The organism is Methylobacterium sp. Gmos1, assembly GCF_053764715.1.
The window spans coordinates 97,962-117,255 of sequence record NZ_JBSNCC010000013.1 but is presented as its reverse complement, the minus strand read 5'-3'; the positions used below and the strand labels follow the sequence as shown (position 1 = coordinate 117,255).

General features: G+C 72.3%; 20 protein-coding genes. 10 read left to right on the top strand and 10 right to left on the bottom strand.

Annotation, left to right across the window (positions count from 1 at the left end; genetic code table 11):
- Positions 1–175: 175 nt before the first annotated feature.
- The 3 genes from hfq (at position 176) to ACS5PV_RS22480 (ending at position 3,422) form a co-directional block, all read left to right on the top strand.
- The gene (hfq, locus tag ACS5PV_RS22490; RefSeq protein WP_048429571.1) at positions 176–430 is read left to right on the top strand and encodes an RNA chaperone Hfq; all 255 of its coding nucleotides are present in this window, start codon (positions 176–178) and stop codon (positions 428–430) included.
- Between the two features lie 281 nt (positions 431–711).
- Positions 712–2,091: a GTPase HflX gene (gene hflX, locus ACS5PV_RS22485; protein WP_455397565.1), complete on the top strand. Its 1,380-nt coding sequence runs from the start codon at positions 712–714 to the stop codon at positions 2,089–2,091.
- 170 nt (positions 2,092–2,261) lie between these two features.
- Positions 2,262–3,422 (top strand): AAA family ATPase, encoded by a 1,161-nt coding sequence (locus ACS5PV_RS22480; protein ID WP_455397564.1) that lies wholly within the window; start codon positions 2,262–2,264, stop codon positions 3,420–3,422.
- A gap of 159 nt (positions 3,423–3,581) precedes the next feature.
- On the opposite strand, the gene ACS5PV_RS22475 is transcribed toward ACS5PV_RS22480, so the two are convergent.
- The 5 genes from ACS5PV_RS22475 to mazG form a co-directional block, all read right to left on the bottom strand.
- Positions 3,582–4,811, bottom strand: a complete 1,230-nt coding sequence (locus ACS5PV_RS22475) for an MFS transporter (RefSeq protein ID WP_455397563.1) — start codon at positions 4,809–4,811, stop codon at positions 3,582–3,584.
- Between the two features lie 465 nt (positions 4,812–5,276).
- Positions 5,277–6,221 (bottom strand): catalase family peroxidase, encoded by a 945-nt coding sequence (locus ACS5PV_RS22470; protein ID WP_455397614.1) that lies wholly within the window; start codon positions 6,219–6,221, stop codon positions 5,277–5,279.
- A gap of 136 nt (positions 6,222–6,357) precedes the next feature.
- On the bottom strand, positions 6,358–6,900 hold the full coding sequence (locus ACS5PV_RS22465) for an N-acetyltransferase family protein (protein WP_455397562.1): 543 nt from the start codon (positions 6,898–6,900) through the stop codon (positions 6,358–6,360).
- Positions 6,901–6,908: 8 nt separating this feature from the next.
- The gene (locus ACS5PV_RS22460) at positions 6,909–7,529 is read right to left on the bottom strand and encodes a helix-turn-helix domain-containing protein (protein ID WP_455397561.1); all 621 of its coding nucleotides are present in this window, start codon (positions 7,527–7,529) and stop codon (positions 6,909–6,911) included.
- Positions 7,530–7,598: 69 nt separating this feature from the next.
- Positions 7,599–8,390 (bottom strand): nucleoside triphosphate pyrophosphohydrolase, encoded by a 792-nt coding sequence (mazG, locus tag ACS5PV_RS22455; protein WP_455397560.1) that lies wholly within the window; start codon positions 8,388–8,390, stop codon positions 7,599–7,601.
- A gap of 932 nt (positions 8,391–9,322) precedes the next feature.
- On the opposite strand from mazG, the gene ACS5PV_RS22450 reads away from it, so the two are divergent.
- The 4 genes from ACS5PV_RS22450 (at position 9,323) to dapA (ending at position 13,001) form a co-directional block, all read left to right on the top strand.
- Positions 9,323–10,417, top strand: coding sequence for a replication protein RepA (locus ACS5PV_RS22450; RefSeq protein WP_455397559.1), 1,095 nt, complete (start codon positions 9,323–9,325; stop codon positions 10,415–10,417).
- Between the two features lie 439 nt (positions 10,418–10,856).
- Positions 10,857–11,360: an HTH domain-containing protein gene (locus tag ACS5PV_RS22445; protein WP_455397613.1), complete on the top strand. Its 504-nt coding sequence runs from the start codon at positions 10,857–10,859 to the stop codon at positions 11,358–11,360.
- Between the two features lie 517 nt (positions 11,361–11,877).
- Entirely contained in the window at positions 11,878–12,108 is a 231-nt protein-coding gene (locus ACS5PV_RS22440) for a hypothetical protein (protein ID WP_455397558.1), read from the top strand.
- A complete protein-coding gene (dapA, locus tag ACS5PV_RS22435) occupies positions 12,105–13,001 on the top strand; it encodes a 4-hydroxy-tetrahydrodipicolinate synthase (RefSeq protein ID WP_455397557.1) in 897 nt (298 codons plus the stop codon). Before ACS5PV_RS22440 ends, dapA begins: the two co-directional genes overlap by 4 nt.
- Positions 13,002–13,026: 25 nt before the next feature.
- On the opposite strand, the gene ACS5PV_RS22430 is transcribed toward dapA, so the two are convergent.
- Entirely contained in the window at positions 13,027–13,308 is a 282-nt protein-coding gene (locus ACS5PV_RS22430; protein WP_455397556.1) for a hypothetical protein, read from the bottom strand.
- 668 nt (positions 13,309–13,976) lie between these two features.
- Between ACS5PV_RS22430 and ACS5PV_RS22425 the strand changes: the two genes are divergently transcribed.
- The gene (locus tag ACS5PV_RS22425) at positions 13,977–14,201 is read left to right on the top strand and encodes a hypothetical protein (protein ID WP_455397555.1); all 225 of its coding nucleotides are present in this window, start codon (positions 13,977–13,979) and stop codon (positions 14,199–14,201) included.
- A gap of 334 nt (positions 14,202–14,535) precedes the next feature.
- On the opposite strand, the gene ACS5PV_RS22420 is transcribed toward ACS5PV_RS22425, so the two are convergent.
- From ACS5PV_RS22420 to ACS5PV_RS22410, 3 genes are all read right to left on the bottom strand, one after another.
- Complete coding sequence (locus ACS5PV_RS22420) at positions 14,536–14,820, bottom strand: hypothetical protein (protein WP_455397554.1); 285 nt, start codon at positions 14,818–14,820, stop codon at positions 14,536–14,538.
- Positions 14,821–14,954: 134 nt separating this feature from the next.
- Positions 14,955–15,452 (bottom strand): peptide deformylase, encoded by a 498-nt coding sequence (locus tag ACS5PV_RS22415; RefSeq protein WP_455397553.1) that lies wholly within the window; start codon positions 15,450–15,452, stop codon positions 14,955–14,957.
- 210 nt (positions 15,453–15,662) lie between these two features.
- Positions 15,663–15,833, bottom strand: coding sequence for a hypothetical protein (locus ACS5PV_RS22410; RefSeq protein WP_455397552.1), 171 nt, complete (start codon positions 15,831–15,833; stop codon positions 15,663–15,665).
- Between the two features lie 183 nt (positions 15,834–16,016).
- On the opposite strand from ACS5PV_RS22410, the gene ACS5PV_RS22405 reads away from it, so the two are divergent.
- Positions 16,017–17,558 carry a Do family serine endopeptidase gene (locus ACS5PV_RS22405; protein WP_455397551.1) on the top strand — a complete coding sequence of 514 codons (1,542 nt, stop codon included), beginning with the start codon at positions 16,017–16,019 and terminating at the stop codon, positions 17,556–17,558.
- A gap of 60 nt (positions 17,559–17,618) precedes the next feature.
- On the opposite strand, the gene ACS5PV_RS22400 is transcribed toward ACS5PV_RS22405, so the two are convergent.
- A complete protein-coding gene (locus ACS5PV_RS22400; RefSeq protein WP_455397550.1) occupies positions 17,619–18,485 on the bottom strand; it encodes a hypothetical protein in 867 nt (288 codons plus the stop codon).
- Positions 18,486–18,666: 181 nt separating this feature from the next.
- Between ACS5PV_RS22400 and ACS5PV_RS22395 the strand changes: the two genes are divergently transcribed.
- Complete coding sequence (locus tag ACS5PV_RS22395; RefSeq protein ID WP_455397549.1) at positions 18,667–19,263, top strand: helix-turn-helix domain-containing protein; 597 nt, start codon at positions 18,667–18,669, stop codon at positions 19,261–19,263.
- The last annotated feature ends 31 nt before the right edge of the window (positions 19,264–19,294 follow it).

The following is a 19,294-nucleotide window of genomic DNA, read 5'->3' as shown; positions in this document are numbered from 1 at the left end:
GGGCTGCGGCGGCACGGGAGACTTCCCCTGCGGCCAGTCTGCACTTGCGCCCGGGCGAGCTTCACCGTGTAATGGGGCGGCCGGTTCCCCGGGCGGCGCGTCGCGCCTCCCGCAGCACAACAACACGGACCGACCCGTCAACCGGGACTGGCAGCGGGTTCAAAGGACAAGAAGAATGGCGGGCGAACGCGCTCAGAATCTGCAGGACACCTTCCTCAACCACGTTCGCAAGAACAAGATTCCGCTGACGATCTTTCTGGTCAACGGCGTGAAGTTGCAGGGTGTCGTGACCTGGTTCGACAACTTCTGCGTGCTGCTGCGGCGCGACGGCCACTCGCAGCTGGTCTACAAGCACGCAATCTCGACCATCATGCCGGGCCATCCCGTGCAGCTGTTCGAGCAGGGCGAGGAGGGGGCCGAGAAGGCCTGATCCCGCTCCGGGGAGCCGGCCTGCGCGCATGAGCCGCGGGCCGACCGGGCCCCCGCGAGGCGCGCCCGTGCCGTGAGCCCCCGCACCTTCGCTTCCATGCCGATATCCAGGCCGCATCGTGCGGCCTGTTTTTTTGGCCGTCTCGCCTCTTCGACCGCCGACGCGACCAGATCCAGATCCGAATCCCGGCTATCGACGCGCCCGGCCGCTTGATTCTCGCACGACCCCATCCAACCTCTATCCGATGGACTCCCGACCATACGGGAGCGACCGGAGACACGATGGAACCGCGGACACCGGGCGAGATCCGCCTGCAGCGCCAGGCCGAGCCGGAGGCCGCGATCGCGGCCGAGACCCGCACGCTGGTGATCGGCCCCTACCAGACCAAGCGCGACGCCAACGGCGAGGCCCGCCCGGCTCTCGCCCGCCTCGACGAGGCGGTGGGCTTGGCCGCCGCGATCGAGCTCGACGTCGCCGACAAGCTCCTCGTCGCGATCCAGCAGATCCGGCCCTCGACCTTCCTCGGCAAGGGAAGGGTGGAGGAGATCGCCGGGCGGATCGAGGCCGACGGCATCCGCCTCGTGGTGATGGATTGCGCGCTCTCGCCGGTGCAGCAGCGCAACCTGGAGAAGGCGTGGGGCGTCAAGGTCATCGACCGCACCGGCCTGATCCTGGAGATCTTCGGGCGCCGCGCCTCGACCCGCGAGGGCACGCTCCAGGTCGAGCACGCGCACCTCGCCTACCAGCGCAGCCGGCTGGTGCGCTCCTGGACCCACCTCGAGCGCCAGCGCGGCGGCTTCGGCTTCCTCGGCGGCCCGGGCGAGACCCAGATCGAGGCCGACCGGCGGATGATCCAGGAGCGGATGACCCGGATCGAGCGCGAGCTCGAGACCGTCACCCGCACCCGCGGCCTGCACCGCCGCTCGCGCCGCCGGGTGCCGTACCCGATCGTCGCGCTCGTCGGCTACACCAATGCCGGCAAGTCGACCCTGTTCAACCGCCTGACCCAGGCCGAGGTGCTGGCGGAGAACATGCTGTTCGCCACCCTCGACCCGACGGCGCGCGCCATCAAGCTGCCGCACGGCGAGACCGCGATCCTGTCCGACACCGTCGGCTTCATCTCCGATCTGCCGACGATGCTGATCGCCGCCTTCCGGGCGACGCTGGAGGACGTGATCGAGGCCGACATCCTGCTCCACGTCCGCGACATCGCCCACGAGGACGCCGAAGCCCAGGGAGCCGACGTGGCGCAGGTGCTCGCCGAGCTCGGCATCGAGCCCGACGCCGACCGCATCATCGAGGTCTGGAACAAGGCCGACCTCCTCGACGAGGCCGAGCGCGAGCGCCTGCTCAACCTGAGCCGGCCGAACGGCAAGGATGGGCCGAAGCCCGTCCTGCTCTCGGCGCTCACCGGCGAGGGCATCGACCGCCTGATGAGCCGGATCGAGGCCCGGATCGCAGCCAGCCGCGCGAGCTTCGCGGTGATCCTGGAGCCGGCGCAGGGCGCCGAGCTGCACTGGCTCTACGAGAATGCCGAGGTGCTGGACCGGCGCGAGGACGCGTCGGGCGACCTCCACCTCGTGGTCCGGGTCGCACCGGAGAAGGAGCCCAGGTTCCTCAACCGGTTCGGGGCGGCGCGGCGGTTGCGGGGAGGCGGGTGAGGTCCATCGCGCCTCGCTGTCGCACGAACACATTCCATCTGTTCTGCGCCAGCAAATAGAAGTCGCGGGATCCCCTCTCCCGCATGTTGCAGCAATGCCGGTCATGCCCCGGCATTTGCCTGGAGAGGGGATGCGCTCTACGCGTCGACGCGGCGAGGAACCCGATCGTCATGCCGATCCACCGCCTCGCCGTCTCCGGCTACCGCAGCCTGCGCGACATCGTCCTCGGTCTCGACCGGCTGACCGTGGTGACGGGAGCCAACGGCAGCGGCAAGTCGAGCCTCTACCGCGCGCTCCGGCTCCTCGCCGAGGTCGCTCAAGGCAGAGCGATCCCGTCGCTCGCCCGCGAGGGCGGCTTCGCCTCGGCCCTGTGGGCGGGGCCCGAGAGCTTCGGGCGCCGGGTCCGCGACGGCACGCACCGGGTCGAGGGTACGGTGCGGCGCAATCCCGTCGAGCTGAAGCTCGGCTTCTCCGACGACGAGTACGGCTACGCCATCGCGCTCGGCATGCCGGCGCCGTCCTACGAGGACACGTTCTTCTCGCTCGACCCCGAGATCAAGGCCGAGAGCGTCTGGAACGGGCCGACGATCGGGCGCGCCAACGTCTTCGCCGAGCGCCGTGGGCCTCTCGTGCGCCTGCGCGACGGCACCGGCGCCTGGGCGGAGGCTTTTCGCGATCTGCCGGCCTACGACAGCCTGATGACCCACGGCGCCGACCCGCGCGAGGCCCTCGACGTGCTGCGCTTGCGCGAGCGGATGCGGGCCTGGCGCTTCTACGACCATTTCCGCACCGACGGCGACGCGCCGGCCCGCCGGCCGCAGATCGGCACCCGCACCCCGGTGCTCGCCGGCGACGGCGCCGACGTGGCGGCAGCGATCCAGACCATTCGGGAGATCGGCGATTCCGACGCCCTCGACGCGACCATCGCCGAGGCTTTTCCGGGATCGTCCCTGTCGGTCGCGAGCAGCGAGGGCCAGTTCTCGCTTGAGCTGCGCCAGCACGGGCTGCTGCGCCCGTTGCGCGGCGCGGAACTCTCGGACGGGACCCTGCGCACCATCCTGCTCGCCGCGGCCCTCCTGTCGCCGCGCCCGCCCGACCTGATGGTGCTCAACGAGCCCGAGACCAGCCTGCACGCCGACCTCCTGGCGCCGCTGGCCTCGCTGATCGCGCGGGCGGCGGAGAATACCCAGGTCCTGGTGGTGTCGCACGCCGCCGGCCTGGTGACGGCCCTGGAGCGGCAGGGCGCGGCCCGCATCACCCTGGAGAAGCGCCTCGGCGAGACCCTGGCGCCCGACCACGACCCGCCGTCCTGGGTTTGGCCCAAGCGGTAAATTATACCAACGGCCCAAGATGCTGACGCATCAACGTCGATCTCGGGCAGGCCCGAGATCGACGAGGCCGTTGATCCATCTCGAATTTTCGACACCAAACCAAAGGTTTGGCGAAAATTCGAGAACGGAACCAAAGGTCGTTTACAACGACCGTTGGTATTACGCGGCGGCGAAGCGGCGCCCGTGCAGACGCGCGGCGAGGCGGCGCCGGACCGGTCCGAGCGCGCCGGAGACCCCCAGGCAGTAGATCCCCATCCCGGTCACGATCCCGGCGAAGGGCACGCCGGCATCGATGAGCAGGCCCGACAGGAAGGGGCCGAGCGCCGTGCCGAGCACCATGATCGCCACGATGGCGCCGCGGATCGCCCCGAGATGGCGGGTGCCGTAGACCTCCGGCCACAGCGCGCCGAACAGGGTGAGCGAGACCCCGTCGGTGATGCCGTAGAGCAGCATGAAGGCGAAGGCGGCCCATGGCGCCGTGACCCCGCCGAGGATCAGGCAGGCGAGGCCGAACGGCACCAGGTAGACCGGCAGCAGCGCGAGGGCCGAGTACCGGTCGACGAGGCGCCCGGCGAGGAGCAGGCAGAGGACGGCCGCGACCGCGTAGGGCGGGAAGGCGGCGGCCAGCACCTGCGGCGACCAGCCCCGGCTCTCGGCCAGGTGCACCTGGTGGAAGAAGATCGTGTTGCTGATGAAGGAGGGCGGCAGCATCAGTGCGAGCAGCCCGTAGAGGTAGGGATCGGCCAGCGCCTGCGCCCGGGTCGCGCCCTCGCCCGGCTCGGCGCGGGTCGTCGCCTCCGGCACCCGCTCGCGCCGCACGAGATGCCGGGCGAGGGGCAGCGCCACGAGGACGAGGAGCAGGGCGATGCCGAGCCAGGCGCCGCGCCAGCCGACCGCCCCCGCGGCCGCGACGAAGGCGAGGGGCAGGCAGGCCTGGCCGGCATTGAGCCCGAGCGCCGCGAGCGACACCGCCCGGCCGCGCTCCGCCGAGAACCAGCGCCCCATCAGCGTGTAGGCGGTCTGGAGCATCAGCCCCTGGCCGGCGAGGCGGAGCAGAAAGAGGCTCGGGGCGAGGACGAGGATGTGCGGCGCGAGGATCGGCGACAGGCTGAGGCCGGCGGCGCCGGCCGCCAGCAGGCCGGCCGCGAGGCTCACCACCCGGCCGGCCGGCCAGCGGTCGATGAGCCCGCCGAGCCCCGCCAGCGCCACCGCCGAGGCCAGGGTGACGCCGGCATACAGCGCCCCGAACGCCCCGTCCGACAGCCCGAATTCCCGCCGGATCGCCCCGCCCGACAGGGCGACCACGAAGGTCTGGCCGAAGCAGCCGCAGAACAGGAGCAGGAACCCGGCCGCGAGCCAGCGCAGGTTGGCCGTGAGGAAGGGGATCATGGGAGCGGGCGTATCGGGGGGATGTGCCGCCGGCAACGGCGATCTTCCGCAAATCGGAACGATCGTGCGACGCTACTTCCGAGAGCCTGTCTGGTTGGCTTCCGCGGAGTTGACACCCTCCTGTGTCATCCCGGGCTCCGCTGCGCGGCCCCGGGATGACGCGCAGGGTTTCGACACCGTCGAGCAGAATCAGATATTCTGCTGCTCTTGTTCCACTGCTTGGAAGAACCGGAACGGGACCGCCCCATGGCGATCGAACCGGAAACCGGCGACCTGCTTCCGCCGGGCTCGGGCGCTATTTCGGCGTGAGCCCGCAGGTGTGGATCAACCTCCAGGGCGACTACGAGCTGAGGCGCGCCCGAATGCAGATCGGGGCGGAGATCGACCGTATCCAGCCCCTGGCGCGGGAGGCGGCGTGAGGGAGGCGCGCGGCTCAGGCAGTCCCCGAACCGCGCGCCAGAAACCTCACTGCGAGCGGCGGCCGAACGAGATCGCGTAGGCCTGGACCCGGGCATCGATCAGCGGATCGTCCGAGACCTCGACGCCGTCCGGCAGGTTGTTGGGCATGAACAGCAGCGTCTTCTCGACGGTCTGGCTGTCCGGCACCGCCTTGGTCAGGGTCAGGGTGCCGAGATCGACGAGGCGGCGGTCCTCCGGCCAGGGGATCGTCGAGTCCTTGGTCGAGTCGCCGGGTTGGGCGATCTGGGCCAGCACCCGGAACGACACCGGTTCCTTGGCGAGGCGGGCCGGCATCTCCTCGACGAGGTAGTTCGGGCCCTTGGCCTTGGCGTCGTCGGCGCTCAGGATCTCCTCGCCGGCCACCGGCACGATGCGGTAGCGGAAGGGGGTGCGCTTGCCGGCGGCGTCGACCAGCACGAAGGCGTTGACGCCGTTGTAGATCTGGCGGCCGAAGCTCGACGGGGTCCGGGCGGTGGCGAGCGCCTTCGGGGCGGCCGGGTGCGCCGCCATGAACTGCTCGACCGGGGTCGGCTTCGCGGCGTCGGGGCCGCTCCTGGTGATCGCCACTAGGAGATCGCGAAACTCCTCGCCGGTCGCCACGGGGAAGAACTTCAGCGAGTTGGTGACGATGTCCATCTCGGTGCCGTCGGCGGGCTTGAACTTGACCGACAGGCCGTGCGGGTTGGCCTCGGGCGCGCCGTCCGGGATCTGCGGCAGGCCGGTGGCGTCGGAGAAGCGCACCGTCACCGGCACGGCGGCGCCGGAGAACACGCTCGCCTTGCTCAAGGTCCTGGCATCCGCCGAGGGGGTGAAGCTGCCCTCGACCACCACGCCCTTGGCGTGGTTCGAGCGCTTGCCCGGATGGTCGCCGAAGATCTTGGTCATCGTCGCGATGGTCTGCTCGGCCGTCGACGCGGCGTCCTGCGCGAGCGCGGCGGGTGCGGCGAGCATCAGGACGGCGCCGAGAAGGGCGCGCCGGAGCGTGGTGTGGGTCATCGTCGGTCATCCCCTCGCAGGGCCGAGTCGGCCCGGCGCGACATGAACCGAGGATTCGATTGCGCGCAAGCGATCTTCCATCAAAACTTCGTCATGGTCCAATCGGGCTCGCGGATGCCGGGAGCCGCTTGTGCATGAAGGTGCAGGCCTCCGGCACGCCGTGCGGCGAGCAGGCATAGCCCGGCACCACGCCGGTCACTTCGTAGCCGAGCGCCCGGTAGAGCGCCTCGCCGGCATCGTCGGAGCGGGTGTCGAGGATCAGGAGCGTGCGGCCCTCGGCCCGGGCCACGGCCTCGGCCGCCAGCATCAGGGCCCGGCCGAGGCCGCGGCGGCGCGCGTCGGGATGGACCAGCACCTTGGTGATCTCGGCCCGGTGGCGGCCGTTCGGCGGGGTCGCGAGGCCGACCTGGGCGCTGCCAAGGATGCGCCCGCCCTGGCGCGCCACCAGCAGCCGGCGCGCGCCGCTCTCCAGCACCGGCAGCCCGTCGCGCCAGAACGCCTCGGCCTCGGGCAGCGTGAAGGGCAGCACGAAGCCGATGCTGGCCCCGTCGAGGACGCAGGCGTGGAGCAGGGCGGCAAGCTCCGGCAGGGCGGCCTCGGCCGCGGCGGGGGAGAGGTGATCGATCTGGGTCATGGTGGCGCTCACGGGCGGCAGATCGCGAGGAGGTAGCGGGCCTCCGGGCCCGGGCAGGCGAAGCGCGAGGCGCCGGCGAGGAGGTAGCGCAGGCAATCCCCCGGGAAGAGGGCGTGGGTGACGCCATCGAGGGTGAGGTCGAGCCGGCCCTCCAGCATCCAGAGGTGGTGCTCGAGGCCGCCGACCGGGGGTGCATCGTAGGCGATGGCCGACCCCGCCGGCAGGGTGCCGTGGACGAGCTCGGCGGAGAAGCCGTTGGCCGGGGGCGAGACGCCGCGGCGGCGAAAGCCGGTCTCGGGATCGACCCAGACCGCCTGCTCGGCCTCGCGCACCAGCCGGGCCGGATCGGCCTCGATCTCGGCGAGCAGCCGCGACATCGGCCGTCCGTAGACGGTACAGAGCCGGCCGAGCAGCGAGGCGGTCGGGCTGGTGTCGCCGCGCTCCAGCCGCGACAGGGTCGCCCGGCTGATGCCGCTGGCGGTCGCCAGGTCGTCGAGGGAGAAACCCCGCTCCTGGCGCAGGGCGGCGAGGCGGGCGGCGAGGCGCAGGTCGATGTCGGAGCCGAGATCCGAGGCTCGGGGATCCGGCGGGGGATCGCGATCGCGATCGGATGCGAGAGCTCTTCTCATATTCGAGAAATTCTCTCGCATTCGATCGACCGTCAAGCCCGAGCGGCGTCCCCCATTCCTGTGCCGCCCTCAGCGCTCGCGCCGCTTCACCGCGACCCAGGCCGCCTCCATCGCGGCGAGACCGGCCTCGGGCAGGGGGCGGCCGTCCTTCGTCACCTCGGCCTCCATGGCGGCGAAGCGGCGCTGGAATTTCAGGTTGGCCCGCCGCAGGGCCTCCTCCGGATCGACGCCCGCGTGGCGGGCGAGGTTGGCGACCGAGAACAGGAGGTCGCCGATCTCCTCGGCCACCGCCTCCGGGCCCTCGCCGGCAAGCGCCTGGGCGACCTCGTCGGTCTCCTCGCGCACCTTGGCGATCACCTCGGCGGCGTCCGGCCAGTCGAAGCCGACGGCGGCGGCCTTGCGCGAGATCTTTTCCGCCCGGGCGAGGGCGGGCAGCGCGAGCGGCACGCCGGCGAGAGTGCCGTCCGGCGCCGGGCCCTTCGCCGCCCGCTCCTGCGCCTTGATCGCCGCCCACTGGGCGTTCACCGCGGCCTCGTCGAGGTCCTTCGCCTCGCCGAAGATGTGGGGGTGGCGGCGCACCATCTTGTCGGCGATGGCGGTCGCCACGTCGTCGAAGGCGAAGGTGCCGGCCTCCTCGGCGATCCGGGCCTGGAACACGACCTGGAACAGCAGGTCGCCGAGCTCGTCGCGCAGCTCCTCCGGATCCCCGCTCTCCACCGCCTCGGCGACCTCGTAGGCCTCCTCGATCGTGTAGGGGACGATGCTGGCGTGGCTCTGCGCCAGGTCCCAGGGACAGCCCCCTTCCGGATCGCGCAGGCGCGCCATGATCCCGAGAAGCCGCGCGATCGGGGTGGTGCTCATGCTCGCTCGCCATCCGCCCGCGCCGCGTCCGGCGGCGCCTCGAACCCGCTCATAGGCGCCGCCGGGCATCCGGGGAAGCACTCCGGCCGATCGGGCAGAGCTTTGATATTCCTCGATTATTCCATAAATTCCTCATATTTGGAGATTGTATCCAATCGGCGCCGGAGGCGCGTCATGGCGTTCTTCAAAACGAACCCTGTCTCGGGCCTATAGGTGACTTATCAGTCATGGATTATCAGAGAGTCAGTTATGTGGATTATATGGAGGGGCGAATTTCGCCGATCCGACAAAGGCTTGACGGGTGGCCGCGCATACGGCTCTGCGTGGATCGGCATCGGACTCTGCGTGGAGGCGCATCGGATTCTGCGGGGATTCCGGGGGTTTGCGCATCGGATTCTGCGCGACCGCGCATCGGATTCGGCGTTCGCCCCCGCCCGGGCCCTCGGAAACCGGGCGGTCCCGCGCGGCCTTCCGCGTATCGAACTCTGCGCGGGTCGCGATCCGGCGATCGGGTCCCGTATCGAAGTCTGCGCCCGCTCACCCACCGCCCGTCCACCGGTTCGCCCACAGGATCGGGGAGGGGGCGGCGACCGCCTGTCCCGGCCGGGCCCACAGGGCCGTGCACAGGCCGCCCACAGGCCCGGGGAGAGCGGGGGCGGGCGCAGGGCTCCGCACTCGCGAAAACCGCCTCACGGGGCTCCAGGCGGGCAGCACGGGCCTCGCGACGGGCGGGCGCCGGAATCCAGGGGGATCGCGGGCGGGATAACGGGGATGACTCGCGGGAATCTTGGGATAACCCGCCCCCGCCCCCGGAATCCCGGGATCGGAATCGTGCATGAAGGTTTGGGGCTCGGGGTCCGCGGGGCGGCCCGTCACCGGCGGGGAGCGCCGCTCGGCGCCGGGCCCGTTTCGGCAGGCAAGAATCGTCACGCATGAGCATCGAGGCCAGGATCGCGGCGATCCACGACGAGGACCTCCTGGCCGAGCTGGAGGCGGCCCGGGGCGGGTTCCTGTTCGCGGTCATCGTCGAGCACATCGCCCATCGCCAGGCCCTGCGCGACGCCGAGCGGGCGGAGGCCGGCCGGACGCAGGAGGTCCGCGCCGCCATGGGGCGCGACCAGCGCCGGCGCGACGCGGTGCGGATGGTGATCGAGGCCGAGCCCGTCACCCCGGAGACGATCCAACACATCCATTCCGTGCTGGCGCTCTGCGGCCTGCCCTACCGCGACCCCGGCGAGGAGCGGGAATTCTTTCGCGAGTACGGCCGCAACACGCTGAGCATCCTGGCCGGCCGGCTGAAGAATCCGGCGACCGGCCAGATGGAGCTGCAGGGGCTTCCCTACGGCCCCAAGGCCCGGCTGGTGCTGCTGCATCTCTGCACCGAGGCGGTGCGCCAGCGCAGCCCCACGGTCGAGGTCGCCGACAGCCTGTCGGGCTTCATGCGCGAGATGGGCTTTGCCGTCACCGGCGGCGAGCGCGGCACCATCCGCCAGTTCAAGGAGCAGCTGCACCGGCTCGCCGCCTGCACGATGCAGATCGGCCTCTGGGACGGGCAGTCGCGCTCCTCGACCATCACCATGCCGCCCTTCCGCCAGCTCGACCTCTGGCGCTCCGGCGGCCAGGACGGCGTCGCCTGGTCGAAGACGGTGCAGTTCCACCAGGATTTCTACGACAACCTGGTCCAGCACGCCCTGCCGGTCGACATCCGGGCCGCCCGCGCCTTCTCGGGCTCGGCGCGCAAGCTCGACCTGCTGTTCTGGGTCGGCTACCGCCTGCGCAGCCTGCAGCGGCCGCTGCGCCTGTCCTGGGACCTCGTCCACAAGCAGTTCGGCGCCGACAACGCCTCCCTGCGGAGCTTCCGCCAGGCGTTCAAGGCCGACGTGGCCCACGTCAAGGAGGTGTTTCCGAAGCTGCCGATCAGCCTCGACGAGGCCGGCCTGAATCTCCTGCCGACCGATCCCGGCACCCTGCTGGTGCCGCCCAAGCCGGCCCGCCGCAAGGCGGCCGCGAGGGCGGGGGCGGCCTGACGGGGAGGGGACGCCCGGGGGCGGGTGTTCCGGAGCGTGCTGTCGGGAATGCGGGATGAAGGACCGCCGGGGTCCCGTGGCGTGGCGGTATCGGCTTTCTCATCCTGAAACGTCCGTTACCGTGAGTTCCGGGCGCCTCGAGCGATCCCGGAGGAGCTGTGCGGGAATGTACTTCCTCCCTTCGTGGAGGAATGTTTCGCATTCATTCGATGCGCATCGAACGTCGCTCGGGCACTCGATCCGGCCGGCGCCATTCCTTTTCCCAAAGGCGTCGCGCGGGGAGGCCGCGGGAAGATCCGGGTCCAGTGTGCCCTTTGCGGTGGATCGCACCCGGACGACCCGGAGACGGGCTTGCACTCTCTTGGAATATTCCTATTCTATGAGTTCCAACGAGCGATGATGTGCTCGTCTGGAATATGGAATATTCCAAGAGATGAGCATGTTCCTGTCGGAAGCGGAGACGGAGGCCCGGCTGGACGACCTGCGGCGCCAGCGCGCCGCTCTCGACCGGGCCATCGCCGAGCACGAGCTCTACCTCGATCTCGGCCGCCGGCTCGCCCGGCCTGCCGCCGAGCCGGCCCGGGCCGTGCCCGCGGAGCCGCCGCTCCCGGATCCGGCGCCGCGCGTCCCCCCCGAAGCGCCCCGAGCCGAGCCCGCCGCAGCGCCCGTTCCCACCCGGCCGCAGGCCGATCCGTCCGAGGCCTCCACCGGCGCGACGGCGCGCCAGGAGGGCCGCCGGCTGATGGCCGCGGCGGAGGAGATCCTGGCCGCGGCCGGGCGGCCGATGCACGCCGCCGAGATCTGGGAGCAGCTCGCCGCCCGCGGCCTGACCCTGCCGGGCCACGATCCGGTGGCGGCGCTCAACACCCGGCTGTGGAAGCGCGCCCAAGCCGGCACCGTCTTCCGCCGCCTCGGCGACGCGGTCTACGGGCTCGCCGCCTGATCCCGGCATCGATGCCGTCCGTCGCGCCGTCGGGCGCCGGTCGATGCCGTTCGCGCATCGGCCCATTCAGTCTTTGACTTGGACCTCGCCCCTCGGCCGCCCCTAGGCTGCCGTCCCGGGAAGCGCCCCCGACGCGAGCGGGGCGCGAGCGAGATGCCGTCGCGGTTCCCCGGACCGCCCGGGAGAAGATCCATGAACGCACTCCCCGGCCTCGCGGCCGCGCAGCGGAAACCGCCGCCGTCATCGACGCGGCGAGATCCGCCGGGTCGGGAAGGCGGTGGCGGCGTCGTGACGGCGATGCGGGGCAGGGGCCTGATCCGCCTCCTCGTCGGGCTCGTCCTCACCCTCTCGGCCTTCCGCGGGGGCGTCACCGTATGGGGGCATGGGAGCGGCCTCGCGCCGAAACCATACGGGATCCTGATATCCGGGCCGGTCCGTCCGCCTCGATCCTTGACGGGGTCCGGGACACCTTGAGGGTGCGGCCGCGACGACGGCCGCGCGGAACCCCAAGCCCCCGATGCCCCACCCCGTCGACGTCACCGCGCCGGCCCCGAGCCCGGCCCGTCTTCCCCTCGCCTTCCTCGTCGGCCGCAGCGCCGAGGGCCACTGGCTCGCCGTCGAGACGCACGGCCTCGGCGGCGGCATCTTCCGCACCTGCCGCGACGCGCTGACCTACGCCGCCGCCGAGACCGGCCGCCGGCCCGACGCGGTCCGCCTCGCCGACACCACCCTGGCCCTCGCCCCGTGACGCCCGCCCGCGCCCTCGGCTTCGCGCTCACCGCCCTGGTCACGCCCTTCACCGCCGGCGGGACCGGGATCGACGAGCGAGCGCTCGGCGACCTCGTCGCCCGGCAGGTCGCGGCGGGCACCGAGGGCCTGGTGGTCGGCGGTCCCACCGGCGAAGGACCGACCCTGACCGAGGCGGAGCGCGACCGCGCCCTGCGCGTCGCCGTCGCGGCGGCCGCGGGCCGGATTCCGGTGATCGCCGCGACGGCGAGCAACTGCACCCGGAGAGCCATCGCCCGCACTCGCGAAGCGGAGGCCGCCGGGGCTGCCGCCACCCTGGCGGTCACGCCCTACTACAACCGCCCGACGCAGGAGGGACTCTACCGGCACTTCGCCGCCATCGCCGCGGCGAGCGGGCGGCCGCTCCTCCTCCACGCCGATCCGGCCCGCACCGGGATCGCCCTCCGGCCCGAGACCCTGGCGCGCCTCGCCGCCCTGCCGGGGATCGCCGGCCTCGTCGATGGAGCCGGCGACCTCGCGTCCGTCAGCGCGGCCGGCCCCGGCTTCCCGGTGCTCTGCGGCGACGACGCCACCGCCGCCGCCCACGGCGCGATGGGCGGGCTGGGCTGCGTCTCGGTCGTCGCCAACCTGGTGCCGGCGCCGTGCGCCGCCCTGCAACGGGCGATCCGGGCCGGCGACCACGCCCGCGCCCGGGCGATCCAGGCCGGGCTCGCGCCGCTCACCGCGGCCCTGTCCCTCGAGACCGATCCCGGCCCGGTCAAGCTCGCCCTGGCGCTCCTGCACCCGGGCATCGCGCCCGACCTGCGCCTGCCCCTGGTGCGGCCGCGGCCGGAGACGGAAGCCGCGCTCGCGGCGGCGCTCGATCGGGCCGGCGATCCAGGTCTTCGATCGTAGGGAATTCTTCTGTGACGAACCGGTCTCAGCCCCCGCCCGCCTCGTGCGCCTCGCGCACGAACGCCGCCCGCGCCTTCGCGTCGGGGGCGAGGTCCCGCGCGCGGCACCAGGCGAGGAAGGCCTCCGGCTCGACCCGGATGCGGGCCACCGCCACCCCGCTGCGCGCCACCTCGCGCTCGACCTGGGTCGCGGACATCTGCCAGGTGGCGTAGCTCTCGGGCAGGCCGGATTCCGCCATCGCCTCCCGGATCCGGGAATAGTCGCTCGGCTCGTACCAGGCGATGCCGACGCTCCGTGGGCGCTCCATCGATCAACCTCCCGCGCGGTCCGGACGATCGCCCGCACCGGACAGTGCCGCCGCCGCGCTCGCGCGCGCAACAGAAAAAAGGCCGCCCTTGCGAGGCGGCCCGAAGTCTAGGGAGGAAACGCCCAAAGAGGGCTGCACCGCCGCGACGCCATCGCGGCGGTACGACGTCGTTGTCTCATGTTGCAGCGCACAAGGCAATCGATTGCGGCGCACAACGGCCATGCTTGCGGCGCATGCCGGCCGGGGCCGCCGCCGCCGAGGGCGTCAAACCGCCCCTTGCCCCCCGGTCCCGACCTGTTAGACGACACGTCTCCCTCGTGGACGTACCCTGTGGCGCTCCGGCTCCGCCGACAGGCTGGACCGTGAGGGAGCTCGTGACGACGAGTTGGCGGTGGACCAGTTCTCCCCGCCAGCCTGTGAGGCTCAGTGGGCCGGGTGGTTGCGGGAGGGTCGGCGCAGCGGGGAACAGGAACCGCGTCGCCGGCTGATGGCCCACACATTCCCCCTTGCGCGCTCTTGCCCCCTCGCGCCCTGTTGCACGCGGGGGCGCCGGCCGGGGGTAGCGCGCCGCCGCGCAAGTTCAAGAATTTCGCAAACCGCCACGCTTCGCTAACCATGCCGCCGGTTCGCATCCCCGGGTTTACCCGGGAGCTCGCATGGGAGCACGCATGAGAACGGCAGCGAGAGCCTACCGGTTCGCGGGCGCACCGCCCCGCCGGTCCGATCGATCCTGCGAGACGCGCGGCGGCGAGGTCCGGCCCGGCACCGATCCCGGCAGGGCGCGGCCGGTCGGGGAGATCTGGTCGCAGCAGGACAGCCGCGGCCTGACCGCCCGCGAGCTGATCCGCCTGGCCCAGGCGGTGCGGCTGCGGCCGGGCCGCCCGCCGGAATAGATCCCGGCCCGCGTCTAAGCAGATTTCGCCGAAGTGGTGGCCGGTTCGGCGCCAAAGATCTGCGACAAAACAAGAACCTAAGCGGACGAAGCGTTGGCCTGCCAACGCAAGTCTGCTTCGGATGCCCGCGCGAGACGAAGGCCCCGCCGCGAGCGGGGCCTTCGTCGTTCACGGGCGAGAGAACGGGGAGGGCATGGCCTGCCGGCGGCCCCGGCGGCGGCCTCGTCGAGGCGGGCACCCCCGCATTCTGGAGGCTCGGCCGCGCCGGTTCCCCGGCCGGGTTCCGCATCGCGGCGCGATCAACCGGAACCGGTATGCCTGCGCGGAACCGGCGTCACCGCGGAAAGATGTGCAGCCCGTCGTCCGGCAGCAGGTTGCGGGCCGGGCCGCCGGTCTGCTGGCCGCCGCCCTGCTGGTAGGCGGGCCGCTCGGGGTGGCGGTCGTTGTCGCCGCCGGTGTCGTAGACCCAGGGCGCGGACCAGGGCGCGCGGCCGCCGACGGTGCCGGTGGCGTCGATGTCGCGCGGGCCGTAGCGGTAGGCGGGACCGGGCTGGGCGGCAGCCGCGACCGTCGTCGCCAGCAGGGCGGCCGGGATCAGGAGGGGGCGGAGGTGGCGCATCGGCGTCCTCGTCGAAGGGTTGGGACCGCCGGAGGCGGCCGGATTGCCGAGGTAACGGCCACGCCGGGCCTGCCGTTCCGGCATCGTCGCGCCCGCAAGCCTGCCCGGCGGCAGCTTCCCGTCCGGTTAAGGCGTCAGCCCCGCCGCAGCTTGGCGTAGCGCTTGAGCACCCGCTCGCGCTTGAGGCGCGACAAGCGCTCGATCCAGAACAGGCCGTCGAGCTGGTCGATCTCGTGCTGGAGGCAGGCGGCGGAGAAACCCTCCTCCTCGGCCTCGTGCGCCGTGCCGTCGAGGTCGCGCCAGCGCAGCCGCACCCGGGCCGGGCGCTCGACCTCCTCGTCGACGCCCGGCATCGAGACGCTGCCCTCGCGGTGGCGGGCGGTCTCGGGCGAGGCCCAGACCAGCTCCGGGTTGACGTAGGTGCGCGGCGCGAGGTCGAGCCCGGCGCGGATGACCGTCAGCCGGACCGGCGCGCCGACATGCGGGCCGGTGAGGCCGAGGGCCGAGACCGCGAGCAGCGTGTCGAGGAGGTCGCCGGCAAGGGCCCGCACGGCGTCGTCGACGGCGGCGACCGGGGCGGCGGCGAGGCGCAGGCGCGGGTCGGGGTAGAGCACCAGGGGGAGGGCGGGCATCGGATCCTGCTAAGAGCACGTCACGATCGCGGCAATCGCGAAGCTACCTAAGTCTCTGTCTTGTCGCGTTTTCTGCGACGAACCGGTATCCGCTTCGTCGGAAAGCGCCCTAAGCAGAGTTGTGTTGGCAGGCCAACACTTCATCCGCTTAGGTTATTGTTTTACCGCAGATTTTTGCGCCGAACCGGCAACCACTTCGGCGAAATCTGCTTAGCGGGTGTGGAACGGTTCGGGCCAGAGGCCGGCCCGCTCGATCCCGACCACCAGCACCACCACGGCGAGCGCCACCGCGAGCACGACCAGCAGGTTGCGGCCCGGCACGCCCCGGGCGATCAGCACGAGGACCAGCAGCAGGGAGATGACCGAGACGACGACGTCCATGATGGGTCCTCGGGGTTACGGGAGATCGGGGCGCGGGCGGTCCGGCCGACGGCTCCGGAGGGCCGGAGGTGCCTGACCAAACCGTAATCTTCGGGCCACGGGCCGGTCAGGCCCGCCGACCATAATGGCTCCATCGACCGGCCGCGAGCGCGGCCCTCGCCAGACGGAGCCTGAGAGACCCCGATGACCCAGAACACCGCGACCTCCCGCTTCCACCGCAAGGCCCTCGCCTCCGTGGCGGCCGTCACCCTGGTGGCCACCGGGGCACTCGGCACCGCCTTCCTGCCGCCGAGCAGCCCGGCCTACGCCCAGGCCCTGCCGCAGACCCCGATCACCACCGCCGAGCACCCGCCGGGCAGCTTCGCGCCGATCGTCAACCGGGTGAAGCCGGGCGTCGTCTCGGTGAAGGTGAAGCTGAAGGACGACGCCTCGGACGACGAGGACGGCGGCGGCCAGCCGAACCTCCAGAACGTGCCGCCGCAGCTGCGCGAGTTCTTCCGCCGCTTCGGCGAGGGCGGTCCCAACGGCGGCATGGGGGGCGGCATGGGGCGCCCGCAGCGCCACGGCGGCGGCGCGGCGCAGGGGTCGGGCTTCTTCATCACGGCCGACGGCTACGTGGTGACCAACAACCACGTGGTGAACAACGCCAAGACGGTCGAGGTCACGCTCGACGACGGCCGCACCCTGCCGGCCAAGATCATCGGCACCGACCCGAAGACCGACCTGGCGCTGCTCAAGGTCACCGACGGCGCGCCGTTCCCCTACGTGAAGCTCGCCCACGGCGCGCCGCAGGTCGGCGACTGGGTGGTGGCGATCGGCAACCCGTTCGGGTTGGGCGGCACCGTCACCGCCGGCATCGTCTCGGCCCGCGGCCGCGACATCGGCGCCGGCCCCTACGACGACTTCCTGCAGATCGACGCGCCGATCAACAAGGGCAACTCGGGCGGGCCGACCTTCAACGTCTCGGGCGAGGTGGTGGGCGTCAACACCGCGATCGCCTCGCCGTCGGGCGGCAATGTCGGCCTCGCCTTCGCGATTCCGTCCGAGACCGTGCAGGCGGTGGTCGACCAGCTGCGCACCGACGGCAAGGTCGCCCGCGGCTATCTCGGCCTCCAGATCCAGCCGGTGACGAAGGACATCGCCGACAGCCTCGGCCTCGACAAGGCCAAGGGCGCTCTCGTGACCAGCGCCCAGGACGGCACCCCCGCCGCCAAGGCGGGGCTGAAGTCCGGCGACGTGGTCCAGGCGGTGAACGGCGATCCCGTCACCGACGCCCGCGAGTTGTCGCGCAAGATCGCCTCGCTGAAGCCCGGCACCAAGGTGGATCTGGCCTACCTGCGCGGGGGCAAGGCCGAGACCGCCCAGGTGACCCTCGGCACGCTGCCGAACGACACCAAGGTGGCGAGCGCCAACGACAATGGCGGGGGCCGCGGCGACAGCCAGCCGCGGCTGGGTCTCAGCCTCGCCCCGGCGGGCCAGGTCGGCGCCGGCCAGGAGGGCGTCGCGGTGGTGAGCGTCGATCCCGACGGCCCGGCGGCGGCCAAGGGCATCCAGGAGGGCGACGTCATCCTCGATGTCGGCGGCCAGCCGGTCTCGACCCTCTCCGACGTCGCCAGCCGCATCCGCGCTGCGGAGAGCGACGGCCGCAAGGCGGTGCTGATGCGGGTCAAGAACGACAAGGGCACCCGCTTCGTGGCGATCGGCCTCCAGAGCAAGAACGGCTGATCGTTCGAGAACGGAAGTGAGGCGCCGGCCCCGCGAGGGGCCGGCGTTCTCGCGTTCGCGTCACGTCCGGCACAGCCGCGCGAGGCGCCGGCCGGCGACCTGGCCGCGGGGCGTGCCGTCGGTGTGCACGGCCTCGCCGACGAGCGCGATCCGGGTCGGGTTCTCGATCAGGGTGTAGCGGGTGCGCGCGGCCGGCAGGCCGAACTGCACCGCCCAGAGCCGCAAGGAGGCGCAGAAGGCGCGCAGCGTCGCGGGCCCGAAGCGCAGGGGATCGAGCACCGGGGCGACCTCGGCAGCGCCGTAGGGCAAGGCGCGGAAACCCGCGAGCCGGTCCGGGCGGCCCTCCGCGAGGGCGAAGGCGGCGCTCGATTCGAGGCCGAGCGCCCCGGCGCGGTCCGGCGGGGCGGTGGCGAGCGTGACGGTGAGCGGCTGCTCGGCCACCAGCACCACGGCGCGGTCGGGCGCGCCGGCGAGGTCGACCGCCAGGGGGCGGTAGCCGGCGCCCGGCGCGCGCGGCGCGGTGAAGACGAGGCCGACGAGGTCGAGGGCGGCGGCCGAGCCCGAGACCCGGTCGGGATGGGCGGTCCAGCCGATCAGCCGCTCGCGCTGGGCCCGGCGCTCGGCCGCCACGTCGGGGATCTGGATGTCGGGATCCTGGACCGTGCCGCGAATCGGGGTGTTTGCCGGCGCGACGGCGCAGACCGGGCAGGGCAGGCCGGAGGCCCGCTCCTCGCCCGGCGAGGGCCGGGCCGGCATCTGGGCCGCGCCCTGGACCGGCTCCCGGAGCGCCCCCGTGGTCGCGTCCGCGGCCGGGCGCGGGCGCAGCAGGCCGATGCGCGGATCGAGGATTGCGATCACCGCGAACGGGATGGCGACGGCCCCGAGCGCCGCCAGTCCGAGCCGCAGATGCCCGCTTCCGTCCCGCACGCGCCACCACCCCGCTTGCGCGCACCCGTCGCGCGATTCCACCACTATGCACCCGTTCTGGCGGAAAGTGCGTCCGTGACAAAGACTTAGACGAAAAACCTGGGGATGGCGCCGCGCGCCCCTTGCCGTCTGCCGCAACGGCACGGGTGAGACGCGCACGGATGCCGTATAGGATGTCGCGATGACGATGCCCGCGCCCGATCCCACCGACGGCCTCGCGCGCCGGCTGCGACTGGAGCGCGAGGCGCGGGGCTGGTCGCTCGGCGAGCTCGCGGCCCGCTCCGGCGTCTCGAAGGCAATGATCAGCAAGGTCGAGCGGGCCGAGGCGAGTCCGACCGCCGCGCTGCTCGGCCGGCTCTCGGGCGCGTTCGGGCTCACCCTCTCGACCCTGCTCGCCCGGGCGGAGGGGGAGACCGGCCAGCTCGCGCGCGCCGCGGCGCAGCCGGTCTGGATCGACCCGGCGACCGGCTACCGCCGGCGGCAAGTCTCACCGCAGGTCTCACCGCAAATCTCGCCCCTGGTGGCGGAGCATCCCCTCGACCTGACCGAGGTGGAGCTGCCCGCCGGCGCCGAGGTCGCGTATCCGGCGGCGTCCTACGCCTTCCTGCGCCAGATGATCTGGATGCTCGACGGCACCCTGACCTTCCGGGAGGGCGACGCCACCCACGTGCTCGAGGCCGGCGACTGCCTGGCGCTCGGGGCCGCCGTCGACTGCGCCTTCGTCAACCGGAGCGGTCAGCCTTGCCGCTACCTCGTCGCCGTGGTGCGGCAGCGCTGAAAGCTCCAGCAGCGCTGAAGCTCGAAGTGTT